The organism is Rhizobacter sp., from assembly GCF_031412075.1.
Lineage (GTDB): Bacteria > Pseudomonadota > Gammaproteobacteria > Burkholderiales > Burkholderiaceae_C > Rhizobacter.
Genome location: NZ_JANOCG010000260.1, coordinates 1 through 8,438 on the forward strand (window position 1 = coordinate 1; position 8,438 = coordinate 8,438).

General features: G+C 64.6%; 9 protein-coding genes. 8 read left to right on the forward strand and 1 reads right to left on the reverse strand.

All coding sequences use genetic code 11. The features are described from left to right. Positions 1 to 115: 115 nt before the first annotated feature. A complete protein-coding gene (rnhB, locus tag RMO40_RS09340) occupies positions 116 to 739 on the forward strand; it encodes a ribonuclease HII (RefSeq protein ID WP_309719532.1) in 624 nt (207 codons plus the stop codon). Between the two features lies 1 nt (position 740). Further along, complete coding sequence (locus tag RMO40_RS09345; protein ID WP_309719535.1) at positions 741 to 1,514, forward strand: TrmH family RNA methyltransferase; 774 nt, start codon at positions 741 to 743, stop codon at positions 1,512 to 1,514. Here RMO40_RS09345 and ppsR read toward each other — a convergent pair. Then, a complete protein-coding gene (gene ppsR / locus RMO40_RS09350) occupies positions 1,511 to 2,329 on the reverse strand; it encodes a posphoenolpyruvate synthetase regulatory kinase/phosphorylase PpsR (protein ID WP_309719538.1) in 819 nt (272 codons plus the stop codon). The two genes, RMO40_RS09345 and ppsR, sit on opposite strands and share 4 nt — an antisense overlap. A gap of 202 nt (positions 2,330 to 2,531) precedes the next feature. On the opposite strand from ppsR, the gene ppsA reads away from it, so the two are divergent. The 6 genes from ppsA to rplI all read left to right on the forward strand — a co-directional run. Further along, positions 2,532 to 4,928: a phosphoenolpyruvate synthase gene (gene ppsA, locus RMO40_RS09355; RefSeq protein ID WP_309719541.1), complete on the forward strand. Its 2,397-nt coding sequence runs from the start codon at positions 2,532 to 2,534 to the stop codon at positions 4,926 to 4,928. Between the two features lie 89 nt (positions 4,929 to 5,017). Next, positions 5,018 to 7,090, forward strand: a complete 2,073-nt coding sequence (locus RMO40_RS09360) for a VC_2705 family sodium/solute symporter (protein ID WP_309719544.1) — start codon at positions 5,018 to 5,020, stop codon at positions 7,088 to 7,090. A gap of 162 nt (positions 7,091 to 7,252) precedes the next feature. After that, a complete protein-coding gene (gene rpsF, locus RMO40_RS09365) occupies positions 7,253 to 7,624 on the forward strand; it encodes a 30S ribosomal protein S6 (RefSeq protein ID WP_309719547.1) in 372 nt (123 codons plus the stop codon). 37 nt (positions 7,625 to 7,661) lie between these two features. Next, positions 7,662 to 7,943 (forward strand): primosomal replication protein N, encoded by a 282-nt coding sequence (priB, locus tag RMO40_RS09370; protein WP_309719550.1) that lies wholly within the window; start codon positions 7,662 to 7,664, stop codon positions 7,941 to 7,943. 63 nt (positions 7,944 to 8,006) lie between these two features. Further along, entirely contained in the window at positions 8,007 to 8,297 is a 291-nt protein-coding gene (gene rpsR, locus RMO40_RS09375) for a 30S ribosomal protein S18 (RefSeq protein ID WP_309719554.1), read from the forward strand. An 11-nt stretch (positions 8,298 to 8,308) separates the two neighbouring features. Further along, positions 8,309 to 8,438, forward strand: a 130-nt coding sequence (gene rplI / locus RMO40_RS09380; RefSeq protein WP_309719557.1) for a 50S ribosomal protein L9, incomplete at its 3' end; no start/stop codon positions are given.

An 8,438-nucleotide genomic window follows, 5' to 3' on the forward strand; every position in this document is an offset into this window, starting at 1 on the left:
CTGGCGCAGGCCGCGTTCAACTGGCTGGACAATCGCGAGGCCTGCGCCGCCCTTGGCGAACGTTTCCACACCTTGCACCAGCAACTGCGCTGCCACACCGCCCAAGCTGCCACCGATGCCATCGAGAAAATCCTCAACGCCTGAGCAGCTCGGCCTTCACTTCGATGCCATCGGCCTGATTGCCGGCGTTGACGAGGCCGGCCGCGGCCCGCTCGCGGGGCCGGTGGTGGCGGCCGCGGTGATACTCGACGACCTGAAGCCGATCAAGGGCTTGAACGACTCCAAGAAGCTGTCGCCCGCCCAGCGCGAACGTCTTTACGACGAGATCCGCGCCAAGGCATTGTGCTGCGCCATCGCCGAAGCCTCGGTGGAAGAGATCGATTCGCTGAACATCCTGCAAGCCACCATGCTGGCCATGCGCCGTGCGGTAGAGGGCTTGCGCCTAAAGCCGGGCAAGGTGCTGGTTGATGGAAATCGCCTGCCGGTGCTGAAGATCGCGGCCGAAGCCATCGTGAAGGGCGATGCCAAGGTGAAGGCGATCTCGGCTGCGTCCATCCTCGCCAAGGTGTACCGAGACCGCCTGTGCCTGGCCTTGCACGAGCAGCATCCGCTGTACGGGTTCGATGGCCACAAGGGTTACCCGACGCCGGAGCACCTTGCCGCCCTGCGCGAGCATGGCGCCTGCCCGCATCACCGCCGTTCGTTCGGGCCGGTGCGCGAGGCGCTGGGGGGCGGCTGAGTTGGCCACGGTCAAGGCGATCAGCTCACGCGACAACCCTTTGCTGGTGCGGCTGCGCAAGCTGGCGGCCGACCCGGGCGCCTACCGCAAGCTTGGCGAGGTGTGGATCGAAGGCGACCACCTCTGCTCGGCCTTTTTGCAGCGTGGCGGCAATGCCCCGCAGGCCGTCATCACCGAAGCAGCCTGGGAACAGCCCTCGCTGCGCGAACTGGTGAACCGTGCTGAAACGGTGGCCATCGTTCCGCAGGCCTTGATGGCGGGTTTGAGCGCGCTCGAATCTGCCGCGCCTTTGGGGTTTGCGGTGCCGTGGCAAGGCCAGGGTGTGTTGCTGCCCGACGTCGCCACCGTGGTGCTGGACCGGCTGCAAGACGCCGGCAACGTGGGCGCCATCATCCGCAGCGCGGCGGCGTTCGGTTTTGCGCAGGTGGTTGCGATCAAGGGCACGGCGGCGCTGTGGTCGCCCAAGGTGCTGCGCGCCGGCATGGGGGCGCACTTCGGGCTGAATCTGGTGGAAGCGGTGGATGAGTCGGCGCTTGATGCCCTTCGGCTCTCGATGCTGGCGACCAGCTCGCATGCCGAGCACGCCTTGCACGAGGTTGACCTGCCCTGGCCGTGCGCCTGGGTGCTGGGCCATGAGGGGCAGGGGGTTTCAGCGTCGTTGATGCAGCGCTGTTCGCAGTCACTGCGCATCCCGCAACCTGGGGGCGAAGAGTCGTTGAACGTGGCCGCCGCGGCGGCGGTGTGCCTTTACGAATCGGCCCGCCGGCGCCTCTAGTACATCAGCCTGTCTGGGCGAATGTCGCGCAGGATGGTGGTGGCGATTTCTTCGATCGACTTGTGCGTCGACGACAACCACGAAATCCCTTCACGCCGCATCATGGCCTCGGCGGCACTCACCTCATGGCGGCAGTTTTCAAGGCTCGAATACTTGCTGTTGGGCCGGCGCTCGTTGCGAATCTCGGCCAAGCGCTCCGGACCGATCGTCAGTCCGAAGCACTTCTTCTTGTGCGGCGCCAGGCTGCGCGGGATCTCGTTGCGATCGAAGTCTTCGGGGATCAGCGGGTAGTTGGCCGCCTTGATGCCGTGTTGCATGGCGAGGTAGAGCGAGGTGGGCGTCTTGCCGCTGCGGCTCACGCCCACCAGGATGACGTCGGCCTGCTCCAGATTCTTGGCCGATTGGCCGTCGTCGTGGGCCAGCGAGAAGTTGATGGCCTCGATGCGGTCGGTGTATTCCTGGCTCTTCGAGACATCGGTGAAACGCCCGACGCGGTGGTTGGAGGTGACGCCGAACTCGGCCTCCAGCGGCTCGATGAAGGTGTTGAACATGTCGAGCACGAAGCCCTTGCTCTCCTTGAAGATCTTCAGCAGCTCGGCCTCGACCAGCGTCAGGAAGACAACCGGCTTCACGCCTTCGAGCTCGGCCGCGTGGTTGATTTCGCGCACCACCTGGTGCGCCTTGTCGGCACTGTCGATGAAAGGCCTGCGCACATGGCGTGGTTTGCCCGGAAACTGGGCCAGGATCGAGTTGCCGAAGGTTTCGGCGGTGATGCCGGTGCCATCGGAGACGAAGTAGACGGTGCGGTTCGGCATGGATGTGGGGGGGTGACGCGGGTGTCCGATCATAGGCAAATCGCTCGTAGAATCGCACCGACTCTTCCCAGTCGCCCATGCAGCCCTCCGCTTCCTCACAAGAACGCCTTACGCAGCGGCCCGCGCGGCACACGCTTGAGCCCCATTCCGGCTCGCGGCCCCACTGGGAACACCCGGTTTTTCAACATCACGGAGTTTTCCCATGTCACCCACAAATCTGGCGACCGCCCTGGTCGTGCCGTTTGAACACCTGAGGATGACCGACGTCGAGTCGGTTGGCGGCAAGAACGCCTCCCTCGGCGAAATGATCAGCCAGCTGGCCGCCTCCGGCGTTCGCGTTCCGGGGGGGTTTGCGACCACCGCGCATGCGTTTCGCCAGTTTCTGGCGCACAACGGCCTGGCCGACAAGATCAACGCCCGCCTGGCGGTGCTGAACACCGAAGACGTGCGTGCGCTGGCGCAAGCCGGTGCCGAGATCCGCAAATGGGTCGAAGACACCCCGTTCCCGGCCGACCTGCAGGCGGCCATCACCGCCGAGTTCGCCAAGCTCACGGCCAGCAGCCCTGGCGCCTCGTTTGCGGTGCGCTCGTCGGCCACGGCCGAAGACCTGCCCGACGCCAGCTTTGCCGGCCAGCAGGAGACCTTTCTCAACGTGGTCGGCATCGACGACGTGCTGCACAAGATGAAAGAGGTCTTCGCCAGCCTCTACAACGACCGCGCCATCAGCTACCGCGTGCACAAGGGGTTTGCGCACACCGACGTGGCGCTGTCGGCCGGCGTGCAGCGCATGGTGCGCTCCGACCTGGGGGCGGCCGGTGTGATGTTCACCATCGACACCGAAAGCGGCTTCAAGGACGTTGTCTTCATCACCTCGAGCTATGGCCTCGGCGAGACGGTGGTGCAGGGCGCCGTGAACCCCGACGAGTTCTACGTGCACAAACCTTCGCTGCGGGCAGGCAAGGTGGCGGTGATCCGACGCAACCTGGGCTCCAAGCTGATCAAGATGGAGTTCGCCACGCCGGAAGAGAAAGCCGCTTCGGGCAAGCTCGTGAAGACCGTCGACACCGCCACCGAACAGCGCAACCGCTATTCGCTCAGCGATGCCGACGTGACCGAGCTCGCGAATTACGCCCTCATCATCGAAGAGCACTACGGCCGCGCCATGGACATCGAGTGGGGCAAGGACGGCGGCGACGGCAAGCTCTACATCCTGCAGGCCCGCCCCGAGACGGTGAAGAGCCAGCAAGAAGGCAAGGCCGAGCAGCGCTACAAGCTGAAGGGCACCGGCACCGTGCTGGCAGAAGGCCGCGCCATCGGCCAGAAGATCGGCACCGGCCCGGTGCGCATCGTGCACAGTCTGGCCGACATGGACATCGTGCAACCCGGTGACGTGCTCGTCACCGACATGACCGACCCCAATTGGGAGCCGGTGATGAAGCGCGCCAGCGCCATCGTCACCAACCGCGGCGGGCGCACCTGCCACGCTGCCATCATTGCGCGCGAGCTGGGCATCCCGGCCGTGGTCGGCTGCGGCGACGCAACCGAGACCCTGAAAGAAGGTGCCCTGGTCACCGTCGCCTGCTCCGAAGGCGACACCGGCTTCATCTACGACGGACTGCTCGAGACCGAGATCACCGAGGTGCAACGCGGCGAGCTGCCGTACTGCCCGATCAAGATCATGATGAACGTGGGCAACCCGCAGCTGGCGTTCGACTTCTGCCAGATGCCCAACAGCGGCGTGGGTCTCGCGCGGCTCGAGTTCATCATCAACAACAACATCGGCGTGCACCCGAAGGCGATCCTCGACTACCCCAACATCGACCTCGACCTGAAGAAGGCGGTCGAGTCGGTGGCGCGTGGCCATGCTTCGCCGCGTGCTTTCTACGTGGACAAGCTGGTGGAAGGTGTGGCCACCATCGCGGCGGCCTTCTGGCCCAAGCCGGTGATCGTGCGTCTCTCCGACTTCAAGAGCAACGAGTACCGCAAGCTGATCGGTGGCTCGCGCTACGAGCCTGAAGAAGAAAACCCGATGCTCGGCTTCCGTGGTGCTTCGCGTTATGTGAGCGAGGCCTTTGGCGAGGCGTTCGCGATGGAGTGCGAGGCGCTCAAGCGCGTGCGCGGCGAGATGGGGCTCAACAACGTCGAGATCATGGTGCCCTTCGTGCGCACCCTGGGCCAGGCCAAGCGCGTGACCGAGATGCTCGCCGAGCGCGGCCTGAAGCGCGGGCAAGACGGTGTGCGCATCATCATGATGTGCGAGGTGCCTAGCAATGCCGTGCTGGCCGAGCAGTTCCTCGAATACTTCGACGGCATGTCCATCGGCTCGAACGACCTGACCCAGCTCACGCTCGGCCTGGATCGCGATTCGGGCATGGAGATCCTCGCGAAAGACTTCGACGAACGCGACCCGGCCGTCAAGGCCATGATCTCGCGTGCGATCACCGCCTGCCGCGCGGTGGGCAAGTACGTGGGCATCTGCGGCCAGGGGCCCAGCGACCACCCGGACTTTGCCGACTGGCTCGCGGCCGAGGGCATCGTCTCGATCTCGCTCAACCCCGACACCGTGGTCGAGACCTGGCGGCGCCTGGCGCGCAGGTGAAGGGCTTCAAGGGTTGATGAGGATGGCAGCGCGCAGGCGCTGCGTCTGAGAATCGCCCTTGATGGCAACCCATGATCATGCGGACGCTCATGGCTGAGCCCACCCAAGCGTCGTTCACGCGCCAGCTCCACCGCGTTTACGGTGGCTACGTCCTCGGGCTGCTGGTTTTCATCGGGCTGCTCGCTGCGCTGGAGATGGCGGGGCTGTCGCGCCGATGGATCGGCGGCATCTTCCTGCTGTCCACGGTGTTGCTCTACGCCGGCATCGGTGTACTCAGCCGCACCACCGATGCCGATGAGTACTACGTGGCCGGCCGGCGGGTGCCAGCCGTCTACAACGGCATGGCCACAGCGGCCGACTGGATGTCGGCCGCGTCGTTCATCAGCCTGGCTGGCACGATGTACCTGCAGGGGTATGCCGGCCTCGCCTTCATCATGGGCTGGACGGGAGGCTACTGCCTGGTGGCGCTTTTGCTGGCGCCCTACCTGCGCCGCTTCGGCCAGTACACCATCCCCGACTTTCTCGGTGCGCGCTATGGAAGCCACTGGCCACGCCTGATGGGAGTCGTGGCGGCCATCTTGTGCTCGTTCACCTATGTGGTGGCGCAGATCTACGCCATCGGCCTCATCACCAGCCACCTCACCGGCGTGGCGTTCGAGATCGGGGTGTTCCTCGGATTGGGTGGCGTGCTGGTGTGCTCCTTCCTCGGCGGAATGCGGGCCGTCACCTGGACCCAGGTGGCTCAGTACATCGTCATCATCGTGGCCTTCCTGGTGCCGGTGTTCTGGTTGTCGATCAAGCAGACGGGCTCGCCGCTGCCACAGGTGACCTACGGCGCGCAGTTGGAGAAGATCACGCAACGCGAGCAAGCCTTGCGGGTCGACTCCCGAGAGCTCGAAGTCATTGCCATGCTGAAAGCGCGTGCCGCCGAATACGCCGCCAAGCTCAAAGACGTGCCCAGCGCACTTGCGGGCGAACAGCGGGATGCGCGGCAACGGGCTGCCGAATTGCGAGCGGCCGACGCTCCGCTTGCGCAGATCCAGGCTGCCGAGAAAGCGGTGCTGGCCTTGCCGCGCGATGCAGACTCCGCCCGCCGCGTGTGGACGCAGGGCAAGGCCAGCAGCGAAACGCGTGCCCAGCCATTGGGCGGGCTGCCACCCCACGGCCTGGCCTTTGCGGGCCGCCCGGACGGGTCTGCGGCCGAGCAGCGTGAGTTCAACGACTCGCGGCGCAACTTCCTGGCGCTCGTCTTCTGTTTGACCATCGGCACCGCGGCCTTGCCGCACCTGTTGATGCGCAGCTACACCACGCCCTCGGTGAGGCAGGCGCGCCAGTCGGTCACCTGGTCGCTGTTTTTCATCTTGCTGCTTTATCTTTCAGCCCCGGCACTCGCCGTGCTGGTCAAGTACGAGGTGTTCAACGTGCTGGTTGGTATGCCGTTCGATCAATTGCCTGGCTGGATTGCCAGCTGGTCCAAGGTCGATCCAGGATTGCTGTCGGTCAGCGACATCAACCGCGATGGCGTCTTGCAACTGGGTGAGATCCGCATCGGCGCTGACATGATCGTGCTGGCCGCTCCCGAGATCGGCGGGCTGCCCTTCGTCGTCTCCGGGCTGGTGGCGGCGGGCGCGCTCGCCGCGGCGCTGTCAACCGCCGACGGCTTGTTGCTCACCATCTCCAACGCCCTGTCGCACGACGTGTACTTCAAGATGGTCGACCCGAACGCTTCCAACGGCCGGCGTGTCACCACCTCGAAGATGTTGTTGCTGGTGGTGGCTCTCGGTGCGGCAGGGGTCGCCGCCCAGAGGCCGGCCGACATCGTCTTCCTGGTGTCGGCCGCGTTTTCGATCGCCGCGGCGGCCCTGTTCCCGGCGCTTGTGCTGGGCGTGTTCTGGAAGCGAGCCAACGCCCTGGGCGTGACCCTCGGCATGGCCAGCGGCTTGCTGATCACCGTGTACTACCTGGTTCGCAACGAGGCCTGGATGCGAGACATCTTTGGCATCTCCGCGCCCGTCGACCTGTGGTTCGGCATCCAGCCGATTGCCGCCGGCGTCTTCGGCGTGTCTCTGGGGTTCGCGGTGAGCTCCGCGGCCAGCCTGTTGAGCCACCCGGGCGGGCAGCGCAGCGACGGCTTCGTGGACGGCATCCGTCACCCCGAATGAGCCTGTGGCCGGGAGGCCGGGTTTCGGAGTACACTCGCGGGCTTACCTTGCCACACCCGGTTGAGGGGCCGTTTCTGGCCTTTCACACAGACGCCTACGGGGTGGCTAACCCGAAAACCCGCCGATGTCCGGTGGGTCGACGGAAAACCAAAAGGAGTTTCAATGCGTCATTACGAAATCATCCTGCTCATCCATCCGGATCAGAGCGAACAGGTTCCGGCCATGCTAGAGCGCTACAAGAGCACGGTCACCGCTGGCGGTGGCAAAGTGCATCGGGTCGAAGATTGGGGCCGCCGTCAAATGGCTTACCTGATCCAGAAGCTCGCCAAGGCGCACTACCTGTGCATCAACATCGAAGCCAGCAAAGAAGTCCTGGCCGAGCTGGAAACGGGTTTCCGTTTCAACGATGCCGTGCTGCGTCACCTGACCGTCGTCAAGAGCAAGGCCGAGACCGGCCCCTCGGTGATGATGAAGTCGGTCGAAAAGGAAGACGCCCGCAAGGCACCGCAGCAACAGCAGGAAGCTTCGGCCTGACGGCCAGGTGCCCAGCGCTCACATTGGTTGAGGCGGCATGAACCGGGTGGTTCTGTCGGCACAACTGGTGGAGCGAGGCGCCGTTCGATACACACCGGCCGGTTTGCCGGCTTGCGATTTTCAGCTCAAGCACGAGTCGCAAGTCACAGAAGCCGGCCAGGCCCGCAAGGTCTCCATGGAGATGCGAGCGGTGGCCATCGGTGATATCGCACAGCGTCTGGTCGCGCTGGAAATCGGAACAGCAGGCACCTTTGCCGGCTTTCTGACCAACCAGCGCAATGGCCGAGGCGCCGTTCTGCATGTGACTGAATTCGAGTGAGCCTGGACGTGATCGTTCTCCGCTCAATGTTTATTCCGGATAGATATTCAAGTGAGGTGAAATATGCCCCCGCCACGTGGTAAAGGTCGGTTCTCCAAGGACCGCAAACCCAAACGCAACCAACAGTCCCTGCTGTTCCGCCGCAAGCGCTTCTGCCGCTTCACGGTGACCGGCGTCGAACAAATCGACTACAAGGACATCGACACGCTGCGCGACTTCATCGGTGAAAACGGCAAGATCACGCCCGCCCGCCTGACCGGCACGCGCGCGTTCTTCCAGCGCCAGCTCACCACCTGCATCAAGCGGGCGCGGTTCCTGGCGATGCTGCCGTACAGCGACCAGCACAAGGCTTGAGGAGCGATGCCATGCAAGTGATCCTGCTCGAAAAGGTTGTCAACCTGGGCGACCTCGGCGAGGTCGTCAAGGTCAAGGACGGCTACGCACGCAACTTCCTGATCCCCCAGCGTGCCGCGCGCCGGGCGACGGCCTCGGCGA

What these genes read in the sequence shown, in the direction of transcription:
- RMO40_RS09360 (WP_309719544.1), top strand. Translation starts at nt 5,018, where the DNA reads ATGGCTGAGCCCACCCAAGCGTCGTTCACGCGCCAGCTCCACCGCGTT.
- ppsA (WP_309719541.1), top strand. Translation starts at nt 2,532, where the DNA reads ATGTCACCCACAAATCTGGCGACCGCCCTGGTCGTGCCGTTTGAACAC.
- rnhB (WP_309719532.1), top strand. Translation starts at nt 116, where the DNA reads ATGCCATCGAGAAAATCCTCAACGCCTGAGCAGCTCGGCCTTCACTTC.
- rpsF (WP_309719547.1), top strand. Translation starts at nt 7,253, where the DNA reads ATGCGTCATTACGAAATCATCCTGCTCATCCATCCGGATCAGAGCGAA.
- ppsR (WP_309719538.1), bottom strand. Translation starts at nt 2,329, where the DNA reads ATGCCGAACCGCACCGTCTACTTCGTCTCCGATGGCACCGGCATCACC.
- priB (WP_309719550.1), top strand. Translation starts at nt 7,662, where the DNA reads ATGAACCGGGTGGTTCTGTCGGCACAACTGGTGGAGCGAGGCGCCGTT.
- rpsR (WP_309719554.1), top strand. Translation starts at nt 8,007, where the DNA reads ATGCCCCCGCCACGTGGTAAAGGTCGGTTCTCCAAGGACCGCAAACCC.